The sequence below is a fragment of the Enterobacter cloacae complex sp. IR5441 genome (assembly GCF_049238215.1).
Classification (GTDB): Bacteria; Pseudomonadota; Gammaproteobacteria; order Enterobacterales; family Enterobacteriaceae; genus Enterobacter; species Enterobacter hormaechei_C.
On the sequence record NZ_JBMKIA010000004.1, the window covers coordinates 178,922 to 198,864 of the forward strand.

Sequence of the window (19,943 nt, forward strand, 5' to 3'; positions counted from 1 at the left end):
AGTTACCGTCATCATGCGATTTAATATCCCTACGTTGCTCACTCTTTTTCGCGTTGTGCTCATTCCGTTCTTCGTCCTGGCATTTTACCTGCCGGTCGTCTGGGCGCCTTTTGCCTGTGCGCTGATTTTCCTGATCGCTGCCGTTACGGACTGGTTTGATGGTTATCTGGCGCGTCGCTGGAACCAGAGTACCCGCTTTGGCGCGTTCCTCGATCCGGTTGCGGATAAGGTGATGGTGGCAATCGCGATGGTGCTGGTGGCGGAACATTATCATACCTGGTGGGTAACGCTGCCTGCCGCGACCATGATTGGCCGTGAGATTATTATCTCTGCCCTGCGCGAGTGGATGGCGGAGCTGGGTAAACGCAGCAGCGTGGCGGTGTCCTGGATCGGTAAAGTTAAAACCACCGCACAGATGGCGGCGCTGGTATGGATGCTGTGGCGTCCGAATGCCTGGGTAGAGTGGGCCGGCATTGGTCTGCTGTGGGTTGCGGCGGTGCTGACGCTGTGGTCAATGCTGCAATATTTGAACGCTGCGCGCGGTGATTTGCTTGAACAGTGATCGTTTCGGCTTAATTTTCAGCAAACGATCCTGAGATGCAAAAAATAACGTTGACTCAAAACGTCATATCAGTAGAATGCAACGCATCGAACGGCGACACAGTTAGCCGGACGACAATGAAATCAAGTGGTTAGGAAGTAGTTAAATAGTTACTTGATGACATGCGGGAATAGCTCAGTTGGTAGAGCACGACCTTGCCAAGGTCGGGGTCGCGAGTTCGAGTCTCGTTTCCCGCTCCAGATTAATGCATCGGCAGCTTGCGGGTGCAGGTCGAAAGACAACAGATTTAAGGCGCGTTAGCAAAGCGGTTATGTAGCGGATTGCAAATCCGTCTAGTCCGGTTCGACTCCGGAACGCGCCTCCACTTTCTTCCCTGGCCGGATGGTGGAATCGGTAGACACAAGGGATTTAAAATCCCTCGGCGTTCGCGCTGTGTGGGTTCAAGTCCCACTCCGGCTACCATGGGAAAAATAGAATAAAATCAATGATAAGCAGTGTCGTATAAACCACCGAAAGGTGGTTTTTTATTGTCTATTTTTCGCCATTCGCCAATGTTTCGCCATTCGACTTCGCCAGAGAAAGAGTGCATTACTGCCCCCCAACCACCGGTACTACAGATATTTTACGGTTATATCTTGCAGTCTGCGAAGCATTTTTGTGGCCTGAGATTTCCTGTTTCTCATGCAGCGTTCCTACCAGATCAGATATCCCTTTAGCTTTCAGATCATGGAACGTGAAGTTAAATTCGAGCTCAGGAAATTTTTGTGCGGCTAACTTTTTTGCCTTCATCCACTGAGCATTAAAGGCATCGCGCGTATAACGAGAACCAGACTGCTGGTGGATCACGTAAAGGCTCACCATGCCAGTATTCAACGGAAGGGAATCGGCTAGGGTGATCGCATTTGATAGACGCACCGTCCACGCCTTAATCTGACTCACTGCCGTCTTGCTTTGCTGAATTAGTATCCCTTCATCCAGTATCTGACTCTTTTTAAGATCCAAAATATCTCCTTGGCGTGCGCAGCATAAATAGGCCAACTCCATAGCAATTTTCACCGGCACCGACGAAACACTGAATAGTGCATCATATTCTTTGTCCGTCACGTACCGTGTGCGCGCCTGCTCTTTAAACTGCTTCACGCCTTGGCATGGATTCATTTTCACTTTGCCGCGCTCATATGCCCACCTGAACACCCTCGACATAAAGGCTTTCTCTCGGTTCGCCTGAACCCTGCTCTTAACCCCCCTCTTGTCCATATACTTTCTGATGTGCTCTGGCTTGATGTTTTCTGGTTTCATTTTGCCGAAAACGACATTTACCTTTGAACCATATTTCCGGTAATCCTTTCTGGTTTCTGTTGCCAGCTCATGGAAATCACCAGAGTTAAAAAACTCTTCGCATAGAGCATGGAAGTTGGAACCAACCTTGATATCGTTGATGAAGTTTTCATAGGCAGCCCAGACCTGAGACTTAGTAAGATCTCGATTGCACAATCTCACAGTTCTGCCGTCAGGCGTTCTGAACTCATAGGCTGATTTGCCCCGGCGAACGCGGGGTGGCATCCAATTATCTTCCGGGTTTTTGCGGATTCTAGGCATTACATGTCCTTAAAGTTTGGTTCTTCTTCCTCTGGATTGCTCACTACCAGCTTCAAGCCAGCAGGATTAGTCACATGATCCCATGTAGTTCCCGGCCTGCCGTCTTTTCGTGGTACAAAAAATACACCGCTTTCTTTCAGCGCTCTGCACTGAAGGGAGGGGCGGCGATAACCAGTAAGCTGATAGAGGTCATCTGGGGTAAGAAAACGTTGGCTTTGTCCGCTCATCGTATAGTTCTCCACTTAACCGGCTGCACCCGGAAAATTCAATCAGTTTTCAAAACGCTGAATGCCATAAATACTTCTAAGGTGTATCTTCTGTAGAATTTTACGAAGCCACAATAAAAAACATATGTCATCAGTAGCATAGTTAAAGTTGATAAAAAATTAAACCAGAGCCCTTCGTTTGTTAGAATATTAATTGATAGTGTGATGAAAGCGACCCAGGAGAATAATAAAAACACCAAGCACACGTTCCTGCAAAATCCATACAGTGCTACATAATTCTGTATTTTAGGTTGATGATTAGAGGAATGTTCATATGAGTAATGGTAAGCTAATCTAAAAAGATCGCCTTGTAAGGCATGTTTATTTTTAAGTTTAGATAAATCTACTGAAAATATCTTTTTATAAGACTGTTCTAGCTTGCTCCATAGCGTTGAAGCCAAATCCTTTGGAAGCGCTTTGGAATTAGGATTATCAAAAAAGAATCTATCAAGAATGAAAAGTGGTAGTAATATTATCTTGGTTATTGTACATATAATTGTACGGCGGTGAATTCTATTAGCTTGTTCTTTGAAATCATTATTTAATTTCCCAAAAAGATAGATAGAAGGGTACTGTAATGTATCATTCATGTACTTTTCAACTAGAAAAGCAGAGCATATAGCTATTGCGTGGCCTATTATATATGCAAGTATAATAATTGAAGAATATCCCAATAAACTAAGAGAAGATTTCTGTGCAATTGCAGTTTTCTGGAGTTGGATGATTACGTCCCAATCCAGAGTAATCCCGCAAAAGTATAAAAGATATAAAAATAATCCTCCCGGTATCATGTAGCCAAGGAAATCATATATTGAAAAGGGATTTTGGTTCATATCTTCTCACTCATAAAATTGTTATATGTAGAAGGCTATATTATATACGCTCTCCCTCACGAAGTTTAACAACTATTTTTCGTTTGGATTGCGTTGCAAGCATTCGATTGATTTATTCATAACCTATTAATGTTCAAGATTCAGGGCTTATCCGTGTTCAAGCGGCTTATTATCCTTAGCTAACGTCGTCACGTTAGTACGGAAATTACGCAGTTCAAAAACCGCTACCTGCACTGCATAAGCGAACATAGCAGCAGGGCGGTCACTCACCTTTTCACTGTCTCGTTGCATGTTGTAAGCAATAGTCATCAGTTCTTCCAGCTGTTCGCTGGTCGTTGGTTTATTGGCTGTCATGATTTTGCTCCTGCTGCAATTTGTGTTGCTTGACGAAGTGGGCCACAGCCTTTGACTGGCTGGCGACAATGGTTTTGTCATCCATGTCCAGCCAAACGGTTTTACCGCGATACAGTGAGGCCCGACCAATTTCCTTACCATCGAGCATCACATACAGAGATCGTCCGCGAATTTCTGTTGTCGGTACTGGTTGTGACAAGCGATAGAGTTCACGTGCTTCAGCAATGGCTTTATGTTCGTCAATAATCGACAGCGCCTCGGCCAGAGCAGTCCCTTCAAGAGTGAAGACACCTTCATCACTAATCGTGGCCTGAGCCATCAGCTCAACGAAACGGCGTGCGTTCTTTACGCTCAGTTCCGGCGCGATAGAGCTACGGGTTACTTTCGATTTACCCTGGGCAGCCGCTACAGCTTTATCATGTTGGAGAACTTTCCCGGCCTGTTCGCCATACTCCATAACGCGATCAACCGCGACATCGACTGACACAGCGCCGGATTTAACCTCCTGCTGAACGTCATGGTTCGCTGTGCTGAGGAGCAGCAGTTTCTCGACGGTGGCCACAGACTTATTCACCAGCTTTGCTATCTCGCTGGTGGTCTGGTTAAAGGCGTTATGTAGCTCCTGAATAACAGCTGCCTGTTCCATATCGGATAGCGGGAGCTGGTTGTTACTGGTCATGATGCGCGCCAGGCGCTGAACATCGCTACCGTTGAACGGCATGATGTGGATGCGGTCTACTGGCTTACCAGCTTCTGCACAGCGCGCATAGCAGCGACGCCGACGGTGGCCTTCAACAACCCACACTCCACCTTCATCACGGGCGATAACCTCCAGCGGGGGAACGGAGCCACCGTTCATCAGGTAGTTGAAGAGGTCATCATCTGCCTGGCGGGTTCGTTCATCATCTTCGCGTTTGTTGAAACCTTCCCGCACATGGATTTGGTCAAGGCTGATGAACATCCCGGTATCGGTGCGCTTGATTGTCCCGTCACGGGTCATTTGCTTGAAAGAGTTAGCCATTAGAAAGCCACCTCTTTATTTTGGGAAATGACGACGGTAGACAACTCACGCAGTTCTCGCTGGGCTTCCAGGAAATGCATATTGGTTCTGGTCTTCGTGTGCCGTTCAACAATGCGGTAACACTCTTTGGCCCAGCTTGCGACATCTTCACGCAGGGTAGCGTTCTGGGCATCCAGTTCCTTACGCTGAGCTATCGCTTCGCAAAGCGCGACGCTTGTATAGTCCAGGCGGTTAGCCAGTTCGGTCATAATTCCGCGATAAGCTGGCGGAAGGAGAGGGGCGGCCTTACGCGCAGCGTCGATCAGCTGCTCCCGGGTCATGCGTGGTTGTAACTCGGTGACGTTCTGTGTGTTCGTCATGGATAGTTTCTCCGTGTTAGACGCGCTCTGCACAGCGCTGAATTTTGGTTGCACGAATCCCTCGCCGGTTGGCGACAAAAAATAAAGGGGATTCGTTTTAGTAAGCACCCAACCAGGGCACTTAGTGAAACGGGCGGCTGCCACCGCCAGTCAGCTTCTCCACAATTGGGAGCGCGTTCTCCTGAGTTGGTTTAACGACTACGGCCTCTCAAGTTGAACGCTGAACGCGCTTTCAGTTGTGTAAAAGGGGCGGTCGACATTAAGGACATTCAAAACTGCCGACCGCCAAGACTACACACAGCATCTGGTACAGCTACTACGGTTAACACAACTGGAAGCGCACTTCGTTCGTTTACTTACCTGCCATCCACAACCGATAGTTGATGGAGTGCGCTTTCATGTTGTGTGCCGGGATTCCACCGGCTCCCATCTGTTTTTATAGCCACTCAGATATCGTCTGGGCTGTCACCTGATCGCCACGCTGGTGAAACGTCTCTGGCCGTCGTACTTGCCTGGCTTGCACATTCCGGCTACCCGCTGGATCTGGATACTTGAAGGAATCCCCGGACCGCTGCGGCACATGTGCCATATGCCGTACTACTTACTTCCACACCAACACAGGTAACTGTCAGTACCAGTGGTGTGATTCAAATGTAGGATATCTTACTTTGGTGTGTCAACATTAAAAGTAGGAAAACTTACATTCAGGATGAAAAAAAAACCGACACGAATGTCGGTCTTAAGAGGGGAAAGATATTAGAGGTCAGTTACTACTTGTTTTACCACACCGACAATTTTGCAGTTACCATTGACTTCCATTACGCGGTAGTTAGGGTTTAACGGTACCAGGTATTTTAATGGCCCATCAATAACAAACTTTTTGAGAGTGGCCTCAGCAGAACCAACAATCTGAGCGACAACAATTTTGCCATTAACTTCTTGTGGGCTGCCATAATCGGGGTCCACCACAACAAAGGAGCCTTCAGGAATACTTGGTGCTCCATTCGGGTTTGTCATAGAGTCGCCACGAACACGTAATGCAAAACCTTCATCAGATAAGTTGGCAGTGGTGAATATCCATTCGGAAATATCGTCCTCAGTAATGGGAGCACCACTTTCTGTCCATTCCCCAGCTTGAACCCAAGATAGGATAGGAATTTTCTTTACTCCGAATTTCTCAGTCGGCTTGTAAAGAATTTCGTCACAGTCTGGATCACCTTGTCCGGTAATAATCCACTGAGGGTTAGTTTTTAAGGCAGCCGCCAGCCCCTGTAGGTTAGATCCTCCAGGTTCATAATCACCAGACTCCCATCCTGTGACTGTTACTCGGTTTACACCAACCAACTTGGCGAGAACAGCCTGGGTGAGCTTTAGCTCTTTGCGTCTTGCGCGGATGCGTTCATTCATTTTCATGTAGGCAATCCTACCATTTTATGATGTAGGAATCCTTGACCTTTAAATGTAAGATATCCTACTATCATTATGTGTGTTTCCCTTACATTTGAGGCAAAAATGAAAAAAGATGATGTGGTTTCTTACTTCGGCAGCGTGGGGAACGTAGCCAAGGCTTTAGGGATTTCCCATGCATCAGTATCTGGGTGGGGTGAAGTAATCCCAAAGGGCAGGGCATTTGAGATTCAGGCACTGACTGCTGAAAAGTTGAAAGTTGATCCAACCCTTTACGCTAAGCCTAATCAAAACGCTGCTTAATTTTAACTACCAAAGGAAAAACAACATGGTAGAGCCAAGCCTGAAAGAAGTAGTTAAAGCGATGTGCAAAGCGTATCCAGGAGGCCGTGAGGCTATGGCTGGTGCTCTTGGCATGTCAGTAACTCAGTTCAACAACAACCTGTATGAGAAGAACGGCTGCCGTTTCTTCGAAGTGAACGAGCTGGAGGCGATGGAAGACATCTCGAATACGTCCCTCTTGGCGGATTACTTTGCCCGTCGCCGTGGCGCGCTGCTGGTGGACGTTCCTCAACTTGAAGACCTTGATCGTGTCGACCTGTTTGATCGTGCCATGAGAACGTCAGCAGCGCGTGGACGTGTTGATACCGTGATCCAGAGAGCTCTCGAAGATGGAGTAATCGAACGTCATGAAGCTGAAGAAATCAATGAATATCACCGCCGTCATCTGGCAGCGCGTGAAGAAGAGATCCGCGCGATTGTCGCGCTATTTAGCCGTAAGAAAAGCCAAAAAAAGTGACGCCCGCGAGTGTGCAGCTCCGGGCGTCGTGGCGTGTCGTATTCAGTGGAGAAACTAACGCATGAACAGTTTAAACCGATTGAGACCAGCGAAGCAATTCAGATGCCTTCCACTGGTGGGAAAAGATTCCTCGTTCGGCTATGTGGAGAGATTAAACAACCAGGCGGATCAGAACAACTACCAGCCTGTGAACGCGATGGTAGAGGCATTTGCACTGATGAACGAGAAGGGGCGTGAGGAATGGCTGAAGTTGACCGGCGATTCAGAGACCACAGAGGCATCACCGTCCACGTCATCAGATGGGAGCCCGAGACCCGACGCGTTATATACCTTCGCGAAGGGTACGATCATGAGTGCTTCAGCCCTCTTGAGCAATTCCAGCGTAAATTTACAGAGTTAAAGGACGACCATGAGCAGAATCTTTGACATCGTCCAGTCAATGTCAGGCCAGAAGAACGTCATTGTTCTTCCCAGGCCGTACCTGCTGTTCTTTAAAGAAGACCAGCAGGCTCATGCGCTGGCAGCAGTTCTTAATAACCTCGTTTTCTGGTCAGCATTTGGGGATGAAGACGGCTGGTTCTATAAAACTCACAAGGAGCTTGGAGCTGAGGCGGGCGAATTAACTGAAGACCAGACAGAGCGGCTGGTTAAAAAGTTGGTAAACAAGTATCTGCCTGGCGTGATCGAGACCTGCTCTCGAAAGGTCAATGGTACGCCAACCAAGCATTATCGCATCGACGGCGATGCTCTAATCTCATTAATCTTTCCAGAAAATAACGATTCCGCAAAAGTACGTAATGGAAAACGTGAAGATGCGGAATCAAAACCGCGAAGCTGCGTTTCTCAATCCGCGAATGACAGGAATCTTGGGAGCCGCGAAAGTACGGAATCCTATCTCTATACAGACTTTAATACAGAGTTAAACAAGCAGACTAATAAACCTATTTGTCCGGTTGCGCCGCAACCAGACCGTGATGTGTTGATCACCGATCAGGCTAAACAGGTTTTAACCCATCTGAACCAGGTGACCAGTTCGCGTTATCAGGTTTCAACAACCTCGCTGCAAAACATTCGCGCCCGAATCGGGGAGGGATTCACCGTTGAAGATCTGTCGCTGGTGGTGGACTACTGCAACGCCAAGTGGAGCGACGATTTAACAATGGCGGCCTACCTGCGCCCGCAGACACTTTTCCAGCCAACGAAGTTTCCAGCTTACCTGAAGTCCGCTACCAACTGGGCGAATGCCGGAAGGCCAGCGCGTGTTAACGGGAAGTGGGAGCGTGAGGATGGAATCTTCAAATCCAGCTTCAAGAACACCGACTACAGCAAAGTCCCGGCGGGCTTCAGAGGAGCGAACTCATGAGTCTTCTGAAAGATATTCAAATTTTCATCGCCGCTAATCCTGGCTTAACGAACAAAGAGATTGCGGCATCAATGCCACAGTACGACGTTCATGCTGTTCAGCGCGGTGTATGCCATCTGGTCAAACTGAATCGCGCAACCCGCCAGCATAACGGCAAGTGCTACCAGTATTTTGCCAAAGCACCGGGTGGCGAGGTTGGCGAGGGGCGTTCTGCACTGAAAATCAACCGGGCTGATAAACCAGCTGTACCAGAACAGGAAGAAGGTCTGAATCCGGCTGTGACCACAATGATGGATAAGGCTCAAGGCCTGTTTGAAAAAGGGCTCTACCAGCGGGCAGCCACGGTTCTGATGGATGCCTTCAATCGCTCTAAGAACGAAGAGCAGCGGATGAAGATACTGATTGAGCGTCAGCGTTGCCTGAGCATGGCGCCGAAAGTGAAAGCACCCTCTGATGCATGGTGTCTGGCTGGCCGAGCGAGGAATGTCTGATGAAATATTCACTGATTTATGCCGACCCTGCGTGGGAATACGGGAACACCATCAGCAATGGCGCTGCAAATAACCATTACGGCACGATGAAGCTTATCGACATGAAGCGCCTCGCGGTTTGGGACCTGGCTGCCGAGGATGCTGTTCTGGCTATGTGGTTCACCGGTACGCACACCCGAGAGGCTATCGAGCTGGCTGAAGCATGGGGCTTTAAAGTACGCACGATGAAGGGTTTTACCTGGGTTAAGTTCAATTCACTGGCAGAGCAGCACATAAACAAAGCACTTCAGGCAGGCCGTGTAGAGGATTTTTACGACTTCCTTGACCTGCTGAACGCACAGACACGCATGAACGGCGGGAATTACACCCGAGCCAATACCGAAGACCTGCTAATCGCCACCAGGGGAAATGGACTTGAACGCAAGTGCGCCAGCATCAAGCAGGTTATCTACAGTCCACTCGGTGAGCACAGCCAGAAGCCAGTAGAGGCGCGTTTCCGTCTGGAAAAACTTTATGGTGACGTTCCGCGCATCGAACTATTCAGCCGTTGCGGTGCGCCTGGCTGGGACCACTGGGGAAATCAATCTGAATCACCAGCTGTTGAGCTTATACCGGCAGTTGCCGTTCCCATGAAAAAACTACAGGAGCGCGCCGCATGAAAAAGCTATCTACCGAGCATGAGAACGCTGTGCGTGATGTAGCCCGTCAATGCAACGATGCCATCAAAAAAGCCCTAAAGCAGAAGCCAAAGCCAAGCTGGAATGTCGTAGTGCCTCCGATCCTGAAGGAGTACCACGAGAAGGTTAAACCGATGGGCGTAAGCCTGGTGATGTTTAACAGCGTAATCGGACGCCTGAACGGGCGTTATGGAGTCGAGTCATGATCGAATTAACGCCGCGTCAGAATGAAGTGTTCGAAGCTATCAAGGTTCATATCGAAAAGGCTGGCTTCCCACCTACGATGCTGGAGCTTGCCGGATTAATTGGCTGCGCATCACCGAACGCTGCTGTAGCGCACGTGAAGTCACTTAAGAAAAAGGGTTACATCACTGTTGCTCCTGGCGCAGCCAGGGGCATTACCGTCGTCAAAACGGAATGGGATGCAGAACCAGTGACGATCATCAAAGACCTGCTATCCGGTGGAGATAAGGCCAGAGATAACGCTGTTGAATGGCTGAAAAAACAGGGAGTGACGTTATGAAACTGGTGCTCCCGTTCCCACCGAGCGTAAACACATACTGGCGAGCCCCGAATAAGGGGCCGTTAAAGGGCCGCCATTTGATCAGCGCCAAAGGAAGGGCATATCAAAGCGCGGCCTGTGTCGCCATTGTCGAGCAGCTTCGCTTCCTTCCAAGGCCATCAACAGCACCGGCTGCCGTCGAAATTATGTTGTACCCACCAGACGAACGCCGCCGCGACATCGACAACTACAACAAGGCTTTGTTTGACGCGCTCACGCACGCAGGCATTTGGGAGGATGACAGCCAGGTGCAGAAAATGCTGGTGGAGTGGGGACCGAAGGTACCGGGTGGACGTGTAGAAATATCGATCAAGAAACATGAACCTCTGGCGGGTGCAGCCGCCTGATAAGTGGAGAAGAGCATGAATCAGATGAACATCACCGTAACGTGTCCGACAAACCATGCTGCCGCGATAGGTCAGCAGATAACGATGTCCAGTCGTGAAATTGCGAAGCTGGTCGATTCACGTCACAGCAATGTCTGTGTAACCATCGAGCGACTGATGAAATCCGGCGTTATTGGGGGGTATGCTGCAATGCAGTACACCCATCCTCAGAACCAGCAGACTTACCATTACTACGAAGTTAACAAGCGAGACAGCTATGTGATCGTCGCGCAGCTGTGCCCGGAGTTTACTGCCCGTCTGGTTGATCGCTGGCAGGAACTGGAGAGCGGGGCCGGGATGGTTGTTCCCCAAACACTCCCTGAAGCACTCCGGCTCGCCGCTGATCTTGCTGAACAGAAGCAACGTCTGAGTGAAGAGCTGGCAATTGCCGCACCGAAGGCTGAATTTGTTGATCGCTACGTCAAAGCCACCGGGTCAATGACATTTCGGCAGGTTGCCAAGCTCCTTAACGCCAAAGAACCCGAGTTCGCGATGTTCCTCATTGAGAATGGCATCATGTATCGCCTGAACCGCGTGCTTACTCCGAAGAGTAAACACATTGAAGCAGGCCGATTTGAAGTTAAGACCGGGACCACTAACCAGACCAACTACGCGTTCAATCAGTCTCGTTTCACAGCGAAAGGGGTGCGCTGGATAGGTGGACTTTGGGCAGAGCATGTCGCTAAGGGGCAAATTGCGTGAGAGCCATACTGACGCCTGAAATTGCGCCGATGTCCGGGGTGGTTCTGTTCCGCCCTGGTACCGAACTGCTCTGGCTATTCCGTCAGGGAAGGGTAGTTATTGAGCCACCATCCGAAGCCATACAGCATCTGCCATCTGGATTAATCCCTGAAGCCCACCAGCCCCTGACTGACGATGCCAACATGCAGGCTATTTTCGTTAACGATAGGGTCATTCAGCGAGCTGGTGGATTGAGTAGCCTTGATGCCTGGCTGGAGAGAAAATTTGAATGTCAGTGGCCTCACACTGACTGGCATGCCAGTGACTTTACGGTTATGCGCCACGCTCCGGGGAGCATTCGTCTTTGTTGGTCATGTGATAACCATTTACGTGAGCAAACCACTGAAAGACTGGCAGGAATTGCCATGCAGAACCTGGTAAAATGGCTTCTGGAAAGGGTGAATATTGATTTAGGTTTCAGCGCTGACCACACTCTTTCCCTTCCTGAGTTCTGCTGGTGGATGGTACGTAATGATCTGGCTGACCTTGTTCCTGAATCAGTGGCGAGTAAAGCACTCAGAATCAAGCCAGAACAGCACAGTTCAGTGATGAGGGAAAGCGACATTATCCCGTCATTACCGGCTACGCAAATCTTTCAGGAGAAGGCAAAAAAGATAGTGGCGGTGAAGGTCGATCCTGAAACGCCGGAATCTTTCATGCTGAGGCCAAAGCGCCGACGCTGGGAAAACGAGAAATACACCCGCTGGGTGAAGTCGCAGCAGTGCTGTTGTTGTAATAACCCGGCAGACGACCCCCACCACCTGATAGGCCACGGGCAGGGTGGAATGGGTACCAAAGCGCATGACCTGTTTGTGATACCGCTGTGCAGAGCGCATCACGACGAGTTACACGCTGATCCCGTGGCATTTGAAGCGAAATACGGCGACCAGTTAACGCTGCTGTTTCGGTTTTTAGATCGTGCGCTGGCAATCGGCGTACTGGCGTAAGTGGAGACGCAAATGATCAATCCTTCAGAAGTAGGCAAATACGGCGAGTTGGTTCGCCTTCGCACTCTCGAAAGTATCTGGGTACAGGGAAAGCTCCGCATGTGGGGCCGCTGGTCTTATATCGGTGGTGGCTCGGGCGGAAACATGTTCAACCAGCTGCTGGCATCCGGGAAAATAACCAAATCCGCCATCAACGATGCGCTGCGCCGCATGAAGAAATCCGGCATCACTAAACCCGAGCTGGAAGCATACCTGCGTGAAATCCTCGACAGCAAAAATAAAAGCGGCCTGTCGTTCTGCTCCGACGAAGAGGGCCTTAAGGTGGATGGTGTTATTGCTTCGGTCCTGATGAATGATGAATACCGTGGGTTGTATGGCGTAATAGTTGACCGTCACCGGCTGCGCAAGAGCAAACTGCAGATGGCAAACGAGCTGAATGCAAAACACCCTGACTGGACCCTAATCACATGCCGTCGCCGCATCGACACATGGGTAAGTTTGGCAGAATCGATCCTGTACGCTCCACTTTGTGATGCGTTTGGCACAAATGGCGACAGATTTAAGTTGCAGAGTGAGCAAGAAAGTGATTAAATTGTGTTAGGCTCGGGACAGTAAAGCGTACTGAGCAACAAAACAAAACATAAACCCGCCAGAAGCGGGTTGTATTTTTTTAGAGACTCTCAACAAACTCTCTATAACGCTTAACATCTGAAGAACTGATGTTTTTGTTATCTTCCAGTTGAATAATCAACTGAGAAAGATTTTCCTGTGTAAAAAATACTTTTGCTGTTTCAATTATCTCTTTAACTCTTTCAATTCTTGTGTTCAGAGCTGAGATACCGTTAACAATAGGCCGCATTTGGGTTCTTGATAGTTTTTCAGGATCTGCATTCTGTAACGCTTGAACTACTCCTCGTAATTGATTTTCATAAAGTTCGGTTAAATCGTTATCAGGCGATATAAAATCAATATTTGAAATGAAACCAACAATAACCTCAACAGCCTGAGGTACAGGTTGTCCTGAAGCTTTTGCAAGCTCTATTTCTTTCGCTGTAGGAGGGCGGGTCGTAGTGACATTGCCATTCCCGTTCGCTTGCATCTCTCTTAAAGCGCGGTATGCAGCAAGACCAATTACGTCTGATGAGTTTATTTTTCTGTATAAATCGATAGCCCACGAGACGTTCTTAGGGCCTACAGCCAGCGCATTAACTTTCTGCCAGTATTCGAAAACACGGGCCTTATTGTCTATAATAAAGGCTTTTGCTTTTGCTATTTCGAGGGCATTTAGAAACTCAGATGACATGGTTTCAAATTGAACATCGAAGTATTTTGAGCCGCAGTCATGCCCAATGTTGGTTTCTGAGCTGTCGTCTGTTTCAACAACATAGCCTTTAAAATGCCTCTTATGGCAATTGGAAAGTCCGCATTTTACTTTTTCAGGTAGCTCGTAGTAGCCGACAATTCTTTCGAGAGTTCGATCTTTAACTACAAGATTTTCTAAATAGCTTGGCCTGGCACAAACCTTCTGCCAGTCGTCAACCTCAACAAATGAATCACCTTCTAGCAGATAAATCATATAACCTCCTGAAATAAAGGACTTATCATGATAGCACTGGAGATTATAGGTGTATATGTTCATAAAATGATCTCTGAAGCAAATTCAAATTTTTAAAAATCTTTCCCCCTCATTTCTGAGAGGACTCACGGCAATAAGAGGGAGCTAAATGTTCGTTCCTGTTTCTGACACTACGGCAGCGGCTTGTGGTTGGTAGAAGCTAACGCTCTGGTTGTATAAGTGAAGCAATGATACCTGTCACTTGATACCTTGGCCTAATATCCTTATGTTGTAGGTTTGCCAGCACAGCATAAGGACACAAGCATGACGGATGCCTATGAGAGAAGGCGAACTCAGACCTTCACAGTTCAAGAAATAGATGACTTCGATACGGATTTCGCACTCCATTTGGAGCAAAGTGAACTCGCAGAAAGATTAGGAACAGAGCTGAAGGTGGTACATGTTGATTGGGACGAATCCCGACACATCAGAGATCTGCCTCCCGGTGTAGAGCCCGAATTTTATGATACTTATGTCGTATATGCGGATAAGTTAAATCCCTTCGCTGTCATCTTCACTCAGGATGATGACTACTCAGATTATTACAGGCTACGCCGCCCCGAATCACTTGAAGATTTAAATGAGGACATATCTTACTGGGCTAATAATTAGGCCTGAGAAGTAAAAAAGTGTTCTGTTAGATAATTATAATTCACCCAAGGCTGCCTGAAGGCGGCCTTTTTTGTTTCAACCCGCGCCACGCTCGGCGCAATTCAACCACAGAGCCTTTCAGGGGTGAGCCATAGGGAACGGTCGGTGTGACTGTCTCTGTGGGCTGATCATTCCTGAGCGCTGGCTCACCCGCTAAAAGGAAAGTCACTATGTTCGGTATCTTCAAAAAGAAAGCGCGTAAAGCTGTTGTCGAAGTTAAGAAAATGGAAAACCGCGACGCGGTTGAAGCTACGGTGTGGGGTGCTTACTCCATTGCGTATGCAGACGGCACATGCGACGCGAAAGAAATCGCCACTCTGGAAAAAACCATTTCAGCATTGCCTGCTTTCGCACCGTTCGCTGGTGAGATCGCACAGATGAGTAGCAATATCCGTGCTCGCTATGAAGCGTCTCCACGCTCTGCTAATGCTCAGGCGCTGCGCGAACTGGCTGACGTTGCCGGTACAAACGATGCTGTTGATGTTCTTTGCCTGTGCCTTGATGTCGCTGACAACGACGGCATCGGGGAAGAAGAAGAGAAGCAGCTCAAGAAAATCGCTCAGGCGCTGCAACTTCCACTGGACCAGTACCTGTGATCGGGAAATTGCGCTGGGTAGCCGCCGGGGTATTGATGTTCCTGGTGGTTGCCATCGACTTCACCAGCAAAATGATGTCCATCCTTGCTGATGGCGTGCTGGTAGCCGGGGTAATTGCTTTACTCTGGCCCGTGTTTAAATCCAGTAAATAACACTGTGCAAAAGGTCATTTCTGATGGCCTTTGACAGAGTGAATTTTTTCTTCGGTGCTATAGTAAACTGGCGTTCGATAATGCTCTCGATACTGATAACACTTGGTGGGGATACACCAACTTCGCAGAGACAACTGCATGACCCATGACCAGCAACCCAATGCTGGTCTTTTTTTTCCGCCATTAGCTCAACTGGAAAGAGCACGGAGCTTCTACCTCTGTGGTTCGGGGTTCGAATCCTCGATGGCGGACCAGTGTCCAATTCGTTAAGCGAGGAAGTTTCTCAACTCTGATTTATGCGCTATTTTTTTATTGTGGTGAATCCCCCTATGCGGAGGGGCGTTCCAGCAGTTACCTGAAAAGGAAACCTCTCAGACGCGGGAATGTTTGCTGGAGTAATTCTCACCGGGAGGCACCCGGCACCACGATAACAATAAAATCGAATTGATAATTCCTTGAGAGCCTGCTTTAAACAGCAGGTTTTTTTTGCTCGTTTCCCGAAGTTACGGCTACGCTAAAGAAGAAGGGGATATATCCGCTGGCAGATGGTTCTCCTGAACCATCAGTGAATCGGCCTCGATACCCGGACGTCACTACCTGTCTTTCGGATGATCTCCTTTCTACCTTCTTGTGATAATCATCACTTTAGCCTGCTCTCGCGAGCGGGCTTTTTTTATTCCCCTCAAATTTCCTGAGAGGGATCACAGCAATAAGAGGGGGCTTAATGTCCGATCCATTAACCGGCACCGGCGCTGTTCTCGGCGGCGGCCTGCTGGGTTCAGTCCTGTACGGCGTCTTTACTCATACAGATTTTGGTGTGGTGTTCGGGGCGTTTGGTGGTGCGGTGTTCTACGTCGCGACAGCCACAAACCTGTCCCGCGCCCGACTGGCAGCATATTTCCTGACGTCGTTTATCGTTGGGGTGCTTGGGGCGGGACTTATTGGCTCACTGCTAAATGCAGCTTCGCACTATGAAAAACCGCTGGATGCACTGGGTGCAGTGATTCTGTCTGCCCTGTGTATAAAAATCCTCACTTATCTTAACAACCAGGACCTGAACAACGTGTTCAAGTTTTTCTCGCGGCTACGTGGGGGTGGGGGAAATGGTAATTGACCCGTCAGCAGTCTTTAATGCGTTTATTTGTGCGGCCATCGTCATCGTGCTGATGTTTTACCAGCGACATGGCGCCCGGCATCGCCCCTTTATTTCTGTCCTGGCGTATATAACCGTGCTGGTTTACGCCGCGATCCCCTTGCAGTTCATCTTCGGCCTTTATCGTGATTCCAGCTGGCTGGTGGTGGTCGCAAACATTCTTATCTTCGCCGCCATCCTGAAGGTTCGTGGAAATATGGCGCGGCTGGTTGATCGTCTGAGGCACTAATGAACCAAACACAATTTCAGAGGGCGGCTGGTATCAGCGCCGGGTTAGCTGCGCGCTGGTTTCCACATATCGACGCCGCTATGAAGGAATACGGCATCACCGCACCGCTCGATCAGGCCATGTTTATTGCCCAGATGGGGCATGAAAGCACCAGATTTACCCGACTAGTGGAGAACCTGAATTACGCGGTTGAAAACCTGGTACCGACGTTCGGTAGCCACCGCATCACGCAACAGCAGGCAGCAGCTCTTGGCAGAACAGCAACGCAACCGGCAAACCAGAAAGCGATCGCCAATCTGGTATACGGCGGTGAGTGGGGAAAAGAACATCTGGGCAATCAGGCTGCCGGTGATGGATGGAAATACCGCGGTCGCGGGCTGAAACAGGTTACCGGCCTGAGTAACTATCGCAGTTGTGGTCACGCGTTGAAACTGGACCTTGTTACCCATCCGGAGCTGCTTGAACAGGATGAATACGCCGCGCGCTCTGCTGCATGGTTCTATGCCTCCCGCGGTTGCCTTCTTCATTCCGGCGACGTGGAACGCGTGACGCTTCTTATCAATGGGGGCAGAAACGGGCTGGATAAACGCCGCGCACTATTTAACCTGGCGAAATCCGTTCTGGTGTGAGGTGAATGTGGGGATCGAAACGATAATTGGGCTGGTCGCATTGGTTATTTCCGCTATCGCCGGCGCTTTTGGCCTGGGCCATATTCGCGGCACCAGCAAAGCTGAAGTGAAAGCCGACCAGCAGCGCACCGAAGATAACGCAGCGGCAACGGTCGCAGCAGCCGAACGCCGGGTAGAAGCAACGAAAGAGGCCAGCAATGTACAGCAGACTGTTAACCATATGTCTGACGACGATGTTGATCGCGAGCTGCGGGACAACTGGACCCGTAAGGGTTGAGGTAGTGGACACTACTTGCGACTGGGTTAAACCCATCTACGGTACGGATCACGACTGGGATGTACTGGACCGCCAGACGAAGAAAGACATCCTAGCGCATAACAAAGCGTGGCAGGCGAACTGCCAGCCAAGCAATGAGAGGAAATGAAGTGGATAAATTTAAGTTCGATCTTAATCAGTTTGTTGAATTGTCGATCAGCGGCGAAATGGGCCATATCAAATCCCGCGCTGAAAGCATCAATCACTGTAATCAGTATCTAGTTCACTACAAAGCCGCAGATGGTCGTGCTCAGGAAAGCTGGTTCGATGAAGATGATATCGCAACTGTTGAAGATGATGAGCATCCTGGCGCACCCATTTATGCCGTGAAAGCGGATGACGTGAAGGTCTGATAGTCATTACAAAGCTCACCTGCTGGTGGGCTTGATAATGGTTGTCGCTATAAACGGTGCGATAAGTTCCGGCAATTCATGCAATAAAGCTTTACTAAACGGTATTCAGAATTATCCTAATGGTTCTTTAATAAAAGGAGTTAGGTTGATGAAGATCCTCTGGGCTATTTGTGTTGTATTCGGGGCTATTGGCTTTGTTCAAGGTATCGTTGGGGTTTTCGGCGCTGTCAGCGCGCCTCAGCAAGCAGCAGGAGCAGCCATGGGAATTGCCTGGGCGGTAATTCCTTACTGTATCGTCCGGGCGATCCAGCAGATGCGACCGCAGGAAGTGGTGATCAAAAAAGAAGATTGATTGCCATTACTCAAATCAATTCCAGCCTCGCGTAAGCGGGGCTTTTTTATTACCAGAAGAAGGAGAAGAAGCATGTTAACAGTAAAAGTAATGTCGCCAGTGGCGGTGAAGAGATTCATTGCGGGTTGAGCGTAGGGTTTAATCCGGGGCAGCAGAGCATCGCGGTATCTGGAATGGACAAAAATGTATTCCTGAAACCTGGCGAGGTCGCCTACGTGATGAACCAGAACGGGAAGACGGTATCTCGTTACGAGCATATTGCCCGTCAGGAAGTACTGCATGATGCGGTGGGATCGTAGCCGTTGCAAAGCTCACCTGCTGGTGGGCTTGTGTTTCGTACGACCATAAAAAATGCCCCTGGTGCGGGGCAAATCATGATTTTGATTTTGTTATTATTGTGTGCTTCTTGCTTTTCAGCAGGGTTGGAACCTTATCACTTAAATGAATTAGTGCAAGAGTATTCCTTTACTTTCTTTTGGCATGCGTGTTACCGCAGAATGTCTGTTCCCAGTAGTTTTAAAGTTGCATTACGCAGCTCTTCACTCTCAGTTGACGTGCGGTCAGTTAATTCCAGATGATCAAATGCCTCAAAGATTTGGTTGTGTATGGCCTGACGTTTTATGTCATCCAGCCCAGCACACATCGCATAAATAACAACTCTCATGGCACTTATCTGAAGATAAGCCTGCTTCTGTGTTTCACCTTCTTTGGATAGCTCTTCAATAAGATTGGCGATGAGTGATTCCATTTCTGTCTCCTTGGAGTGATTCGATTATTGATTGCAACACTCGCGCTATTGGCCACATTAGGTGTTCTCAATGCTTTTGAGCATATCGTTAAATGAGAATTGATCCTATTGCTAAAAGGTACTCCTGGGGATCCTGTACACCGAGGGGGCGAGGACACGCGGGAAACGGCTAGTTTTTTGCATTTTATGGGTTTCATCATCATCTGTTTAACCTCTTGATATTTCAGTCCTGATCTTTTGCAGGATGTCGAAATGACTATTTTTTGTTCACCATCATGGATAACGAACTCAAAAATTTCCGGCTGAATATCACGCAGCTGGCAGCCATTACCGATCTGCACCGCCAGACGGTCGCGAGCAAGCTTGCAAATGTTCAGCCGGCCCCGGGCAGCAATCCGAAACTTAAGCTTTATGTCATCACCGATATCCTCAGGGAGTTGCTGACGAGTACCACACCGTCGGAGCTGGTGGACGTCGACAAAATGCTTCCCCCTGATCGTAAAGCCTGGTTTCAGTCGGAGCGTGAAAGGCTCAAGTTTCAGCAGGAAACAGGGGAGCTGATCCCGGCGTCAGAAGTCACCAGAGAATTTTCCTCCATGGCAAAAGCAATGGTTCAGGTGCTGGAGACGTTACCCGACATTCTTGAAAGAGACTGCGCCATGACCCCTTCCGCAGTTGTCAGGGTGCAGCAGGTTATTGACGATCTGCGCGACCAGATAGCCCTCAAAGTTGAGCAGGCCGACTCACCAGAACAGGAGGATATGCCAGAAGAGGAGTAAATC

General features: G+C 48.9%; 33 protein-coding genes, 4 tRNA genes and 1 pseudogene. 29 read left to right on the forward strand and 9 right to left on the reverse strand.

Annotation, left to right across the window (positions count from 1 at the left end; genetic code table 11):
• Window positions 1-13: 13 nt before the first annotated feature.
• The 4 genes from pgsA to ACOTX5_RS07215 all read left to right on the forward strand — a co-directional run bounded on the left by pgsA (window position 14) and on the right by ACOTX5_RS07215 (window position 1,024).
• Entirely contained in the window at window positions 14-562 is a 549-nt protein-coding gene (gene pgsA / locus ACOTX5_RS07200) for a CDP-diacylglycerol--glycerol-3-phosphate 3-phosphatidyltransferase (RefSeq protein WP_003859652.1), read from the forward strand.
• 163 nt (window positions 563-725) lie between these two features.
• Window positions 726-801 (forward strand) — tRNA-Gly (locus ACOTX5_RS07205).
• A 51-nt stretch (window positions 802-852) separates the two neighbouring features.
• Window positions 853-926: transfer RNA gene (locus ACOTX5_RS07210), tRNA-Cys, on the forward strand.
• 11 nt (window positions 927-937) lie between these two features.
• Window positions 938-1,024 (forward strand) — tRNA-Leu (locus ACOTX5_RS07215).
• Between the two features lie 126 nt (window positions 1,025-1,150).
• Here the strand turns inward: ACOTX5_RS07215 and ACOTX5_RS07220 are convergent.
• The 7 genes from ACOTX5_RS07220 to ACOTX5_RS07250 form a co-directional block, all read right to left on the reverse strand.
• Complete coding sequence (locus ACOTX5_RS07220; protein ID WP_063438903.1) at window positions 1,151-2,161, reverse strand: tyrosine-type recombinase/integrase; 1,011 nt, start codon at window positions 2,159-2,161, stop codon at window positions 1,151-1,153.
• Window positions 2,161-2,388, reverse strand: a complete 228-nt coding sequence (locus tag ACOTX5_RS07225) for a DUF4224 domain-containing protein (protein WP_072047915.1) — start codon at window positions 2,386-2,388, stop codon at window positions 2,161-2,163. Before ACOTX5_RS07225 ends, ACOTX5_RS07220 begins: the two co-directional genes overlap by 1 nt.
• A gap of 38 nt (window positions 2,389-2,426) precedes the next feature.
• Window positions 2,427-3,260 (reverse strand): hypothetical protein, encoded by an 834-nt coding sequence (locus ACOTX5_RS07230; RefSeq protein WP_063438902.1) that lies wholly within the window; start codon window positions 3,258-3,260, stop codon window positions 2,427-2,429.
• A 147-nt stretch (window positions 3,261-3,407) separates the two neighbouring features.
• Complete coding sequence (locus ACOTX5_RS07235) at window positions 3,408-3,614, reverse strand: hypothetical protein (protein ID WP_045349406.1); 207 nt, start codon at window positions 3,612-3,614, stop codon at window positions 3,408-3,410.
• Window positions 3,601-4,635 (reverse strand): hypothetical protein, encoded by a 1,035-nt coding sequence (locus ACOTX5_RS07240; protein WP_063945176.1) that lies wholly within the window; start codon window positions 4,633-4,635, stop codon window positions 3,601-3,603. Before ACOTX5_RS07240 ends, ACOTX5_RS07235 begins: the two co-directional genes overlap by 14 nt.
• Window positions 4,635-4,994 carry a hypothetical protein gene (locus tag ACOTX5_RS07245; RefSeq protein WP_216674613.1) on the reverse strand — a complete coding sequence of 120 codons (360 nt, stop codon included), beginning with the start codon at window positions 4,992-4,994 and terminating at the stop codon, window positions 4,635-4,637. The genes ACOTX5_RS07240 and ACOTX5_RS07245 overlap by 1 nt, the downstream gene beginning before the upstream one ends.
• Window positions 4,995-5,750: 756 nt before the next feature.
• Window positions 5,751-6,407, reverse strand: a complete 657-nt coding sequence (locus ACOTX5_RS07250; RefSeq protein WP_032634713.1) for a LexA family protein — start codon at window positions 6,405-6,407, stop codon at window positions 5,751-5,753.
• 99 nt (window positions 6,408-6,506) lie between these two features.
• On the opposite strand from ACOTX5_RS07250, the gene ACOTX5_RS07255 reads away from it, so the two are divergent.
• From ACOTX5_RS07255 to ACOTX5_RS07310, 12 genes are all read left to right on the forward strand, one after another.
• Window positions 6,507-6,704, forward strand: a complete 198-nt coding sequence (locus ACOTX5_RS07255; protein ID WP_032634882.1) for a Cro/CI family transcriptional regulator — start codon at window positions 6,507-6,509, stop codon at window positions 6,702-6,704.
• A 25-nt stretch (window positions 6,705-6,729) separates the two neighbouring features.
• Window positions 6,730-7,200, forward strand: coding sequence for a YmfL family putative regulatory protein (locus ACOTX5_RS07260; RefSeq protein WP_032634711.1), 471 nt, complete (start codon window positions 6,730-6,732; stop codon window positions 7,198-7,200).
• A gap of 240 nt (window positions 7,201-7,440) precedes the next feature.
• Window positions 7,441-7,626, forward strand: a complete 186-nt coding sequence (locus tag ACOTX5_RS07265; protein ID WP_072044687.1) for a DUF4222 domain-containing protein — start codon at window positions 7,441-7,443, stop codon at window positions 7,624-7,626.
• Window positions 7,610-8,563 (forward strand): conserved phage C-terminal domain-containing protein, encoded by a 954-nt coding sequence (locus tag ACOTX5_RS07270; RefSeq protein ID WP_045332645.1) that lies wholly within the window; start codon window positions 7,610-7,612, stop codon window positions 8,561-8,563. The genes ACOTX5_RS07265 and ACOTX5_RS07270 overlap by 17 nt, the downstream gene beginning before the upstream one ends.
• Window positions 8,560-9,054, forward strand: a complete 495-nt coding sequence (locus tag ACOTX5_RS07275; RefSeq protein WP_045332646.1) for a hypothetical protein — start codon at window positions 8,560-8,562, stop codon at window positions 9,052-9,054. The genes ACOTX5_RS07270 and ACOTX5_RS07275 overlap by 4 nt, the downstream gene beginning before the upstream one ends.
• Complete coding sequence (locus ACOTX5_RS07280; protein ID WP_045332647.1) at window positions 9,054-9,713, forward strand: MT-A70 family methyltransferase; 660 nt, start codon at window positions 9,054-9,056, stop codon at window positions 9,711-9,713. The genes ACOTX5_RS07275 and ACOTX5_RS07280 overlap by 1 nt, the downstream gene beginning before the upstream one ends.
• Window positions 9,710-9,937 carry a hypothetical protein gene (locus tag ACOTX5_RS07285; protein ID WP_022650831.1) on the forward strand — a complete coding sequence of 76 codons (228 nt, stop codon included), beginning with the start codon at window positions 9,710-9,712 and terminating at the stop codon, window positions 9,935-9,937. The genes ACOTX5_RS07280 and ACOTX5_RS07285 overlap by 4 nt, the downstream gene beginning before the upstream one ends.
• Window positions 9,934-10,254: a LexA family transcriptional regulator gene (locus tag ACOTX5_RS07290; protein WP_045332648.1), complete on the forward strand. Its 321-nt coding sequence runs from the start codon at window positions 9,934-9,936 to the stop codon at window positions 10,252-10,254. The genes ACOTX5_RS07285 and ACOTX5_RS07290 overlap by 4 nt, the downstream gene beginning before the upstream one ends.
• Window positions 10,251-10,640: a RusA family crossover junction endodeoxyribonuclease gene (locus tag ACOTX5_RS07295; protein ID WP_045332649.1), complete on the forward strand. Its 390-nt coding sequence runs from the start codon at window positions 10,251-10,253 to the stop codon at window positions 10,638-10,640. The genes ACOTX5_RS07290 and ACOTX5_RS07295 overlap by 4 nt, the downstream gene beginning before the upstream one ends.
• A 24-nt stretch (window positions 10,641-10,664) precedes the next feature.
• Window positions 10,665-11,381 carry a phage antirepressor KilAC domain-containing protein gene (locus ACOTX5_RS07300; RefSeq protein WP_338417542.1) on the forward strand — a complete coding sequence of 239 codons (717 nt, stop codon included), beginning with the start codon at window positions 10,665-10,667 and terminating at the stop codon, window positions 11,379-11,381.
• Window positions 11,378-12,367, forward strand: coding sequence for a DUF968 domain-containing protein (locus tag ACOTX5_RS07305; protein WP_045326200.1), 990 nt, complete (start codon window positions 11,378-11,380; stop codon window positions 12,365-12,367). The genes ACOTX5_RS07300 and ACOTX5_RS07305 overlap by 4 nt, the downstream gene beginning before the upstream one ends.
• A 12-nt stretch (window positions 12,368-12,379) precedes the next feature.
• A complete protein-coding gene (locus ACOTX5_RS07310) occupies window positions 12,380-12,958 on the forward strand; it encodes a DUF1133 family protein (RefSeq protein ID WP_045349428.1) in 579 nt (192 codons plus the stop codon).
• A gap of 79 nt (window positions 12,959-13,037) precedes the next feature.
• On the opposite strand, the gene ACOTX5_RS07315 is transcribed toward ACOTX5_RS07310, so the two are convergent.
• Window positions 13,038-13,943, reverse strand: a complete 906-nt coding sequence (locus tag ACOTX5_RS07315) for a hypothetical protein (protein ID WP_045349427.1) — start codon at window positions 13,941-13,943, stop codon at window positions 13,038-13,040.
• Window positions 13,944-14,246: 303 nt separating this feature from the next.
• Here ACOTX5_RS07315 and ACOTX5_RS07320 point away from each other — a divergent pair, with 303 nt between their 5' ends.
• The 12 genes and pseudogenes from ACOTX5_RS07320 to ACOTX5_RS07375 all read left to right on the forward strand — a co-directional run bounded on the left by ACOTX5_RS07320 (window position 14,247) and on the right by ACOTX5_RS07375 (window position 18,712).
• Window positions 14,247-14,594 (forward strand): hypothetical protein, encoded by a 348-nt coding sequence (locus ACOTX5_RS07320; RefSeq protein WP_045349426.1) that lies wholly within the window; start codon window positions 14,247-14,249, stop codon window positions 14,592-14,594.
• 209 nt (window positions 14,595-14,803) lie between these two features.
• Entirely contained in the window at window positions 14,804-15,229 is a 426-nt protein-coding gene (locus tag ACOTX5_RS07325; protein WP_015570939.1) for a tellurite resistance TerB family protein, read from the forward strand.
• Window positions 15,226-15,381, forward strand: a complete 156-nt coding sequence (locus ACOTX5_RS07330; RefSeq protein WP_023296243.1) for a DUF3927 family protein — start codon at window positions 15,226-15,228, stop codon at window positions 15,379-15,381. The genes ACOTX5_RS07325 and ACOTX5_RS07330 overlap by 4 nt, the downstream gene beginning before the upstream one ends.
• 177 nt (window positions 15,382-15,558) lie before the next feature.
• A tRNA-Arg gene (locus tag ACOTX5_RS07335) sits at window positions 15,559-15,635 on the forward strand.
• Window positions 15,636-16,105: 470 nt separating this feature from the next.
• Complete coding sequence (locus ACOTX5_RS07340) at window positions 16,106-16,495, forward strand: phage holin family protein (RefSeq protein WP_017384387.1); 390 nt, start codon at window positions 16,106-16,108, stop codon at window positions 16,493-16,495.
• Window positions 16,485-16,763, forward strand: coding sequence for a phage holin family protein (locus ACOTX5_RS07345; RefSeq protein ID WP_017384386.1), 279 nt, complete (start codon window positions 16,485-16,487; stop codon window positions 16,761-16,763). Before ACOTX5_RS07340 ends, ACOTX5_RS07345 begins: the two co-directional genes overlap by 11 nt.
• Entirely contained in the window at window positions 16,763-17,392 is a 630-nt protein-coding gene (locus ACOTX5_RS07350; RefSeq protein ID WP_063438893.1) for a glycoside hydrolase family 19 protein, read from the forward strand. Before ACOTX5_RS07345 ends, ACOTX5_RS07350 begins: the two co-directional genes overlap by 1 nt.
• A gap of 7 nt (window positions 17,393-17,399) precedes the next feature.
• A complete protein-coding gene (locus ACOTX5_RS07355; RefSeq protein ID WP_032637826.1) occupies window positions 17,400-17,669 on the forward strand; it encodes a hypothetical protein in 270 nt (89 codons plus the stop codon).
• 4 nt (window positions 17,670-17,673) lie between these two features.
• Window positions 17,674-17,817: a hypothetical protein gene (locus ACOTX5_RS07360; RefSeq protein ID WP_045348848.1), complete on the forward strand. Its 144-nt coding sequence runs from the start codon at window positions 17,674-17,676 to the stop codon at window positions 17,815-17,817.
• A 1-nt stretch (window position 17,818) separates the two neighbouring features.
• Window positions 17,819-18,061 carry a hypothetical protein gene (locus ACOTX5_RS07365; protein ID WP_223832633.1) on the forward strand — a complete coding sequence of 81 codons (243 nt, stop codon included), beginning with the start codon at window positions 17,819-17,821 and terminating at the stop codon, window positions 18,059-18,061.
• Window positions 18,062-18,209: 148 nt separating this feature from the next.
• Window positions 18,210-18,413: a hypothetical protein gene (locus tag ACOTX5_RS07370; RefSeq protein ID WP_045348844.1), complete on the forward strand. Its 204-nt coding sequence runs from the start codon at window positions 18,210-18,212 to the stop codon at window positions 18,411-18,413.
• 72 nt (window positions 18,414-18,485) lie between these two features.
• Window positions 18,486-18,712, forward strand: a pseudogene (locus ACOTX5_RS07375) (hypothetical protein).
• A 188-nt stretch (window positions 18,713-18,900) separates the two neighbouring features.
• Here ACOTX5_RS07375 and ACOTX5_RS07380 read toward each other — a convergent pair.
• Complete coding sequence (locus ACOTX5_RS07380) at window positions 18,901-19,161, reverse strand: sigma-S stabilization anti-adapter protein IraP (RefSeq protein ID WP_045348843.1); 261 nt, start codon at window positions 19,159-19,161, stop codon at window positions 18,901-18,903.
• A gap of 275 nt (window positions 19,162-19,436) precedes the next feature.
• Here ACOTX5_RS07380 and ACOTX5_RS07385 point away from each other — a divergent pair, with 275 nt between their 5' ends.
• Window positions 19,437-19,940, forward strand: coding sequence for a DUF1441 family protein (locus ACOTX5_RS07385; RefSeq protein WP_063438891.1), 504 nt, complete (start codon window positions 19,437-19,439; stop codon window positions 19,938-19,940).
• Window positions 19,941-19,943 lie beyond the last annotated feature (3 nt).